This window comes from Mesorhizobium sp. M2A.F.Ca.ET.067.02.1.1 (assembly GCF_004023285.1).
In the GTDB taxonomy this organism is placed as follows: Bacteria; Pseudomonadota; Alphaproteobacteria; order Rhizobiales; family Rhizobiaceae; genus Mesorhizobium.
Map to the genome: position 1 here is coordinate 1 of NZ_RZSB01001224.1, position 986 is coordinate 986.

Annotated in this window: 1 protein-coding gene and 1 pseudogene; both read left to right on the top strand. The window is 65.7% G+C overall.

Annotated elements, in window-relative coordinates; genetic code table 11:
- A partial coding sequence (locus tag EOA28_RS36915) for a glycosyltransferase (RefSeq protein ID WP_148671158.1) occupies nt 1-360 on the top strand: 360 nt, incomplete at its 5' end.
- Nucleotides 357-986: pseudogene (locus EOA28_RS36920) on the top strand (hypothetical protein); the annotation flags it as partial. The gene EOA28_RS36915 and the pseudogene EOA28_RS36920, both read left to right, overlap by 4 nt.

Here is a 986-nt window from a genome sequence, read left to right on the forward strand (position 1 = left end):
ACCATGCACATCCCACGCCGGCCCTACCGGGAGAGCCTGCCGGGCATTCCCACCATTCGCATGTTCGAGGCGCTGGCCTGCGGCATTCCGCTTGTGTCTGCGCCATGGTCGGATGTCGAAGGCCTGTTCCGCTCCGGAACGGATTTCCTCTTCGCCCGAAACGGCGCCGAGATGACAGGTCATCTCCGCAACGTGCTGAACGACCGCCAGCTTGCGCAAGCGCTGGCCGCATCGGGCCTGGAGACAATCCTGGCGCGGCACACATGCCGGCATCGCGCCGACGAGCTGTTTGACATCCTCGCCGCATGCGGCAATCGCGCGGCGGCTGAAATCAAGCCTGCAACGGAGGCCGCCGCATGAAGATTGCCTTTTACGGATCGAGCCTTCTGTCATCCTACTGGAACGGCGCCGCCACCTATTACCGCGGCCTGCTCAAGGCGCTGTCGCAGCGCGGCTATGACATCGTCTTCTATGAGCCCGACGTCTACGACCGGCAGAAGCATCGCGACATCGAGGCTCCGGACTGGTGCAGCGTCGTGGTCTACGAGCCGACCCCGCACGCCCTGATGCAGGTCGCTTCGCGCGCCGCGCAGGCAGACATCGTGGTCAAGGCAAGCGGCGTCGGCTTCGAAGACGATGCGCTGCTGCAGGCGGTTCTCGACAACGCCCGCCCGGACGCGCTGACCGTCTTCTGGGATGTCGACGCGCCGGCGACCCTGAGCGAGTTGCGCAACGACGCCGACCACCCGTTGCATGAGGCACTGAAGAGGATCGGCATCGTGCTGACTTATGGCGGCGGCGACCCGGTGGTCTGGGATTATCGTGCGCTCGGCGCCGCGGAATGCGTGCCGATCTACAACGCACTCGATCCTGAGACGCATCATCCGGTCGCCGCAAATCCGCGCTTTGCCTGCGACCTGGCCTTCCTCGGCAACCGGCTGCCGGATCGCGAGGCGCGCGTCGACGCCTTCTTCCTCGACCCGGCC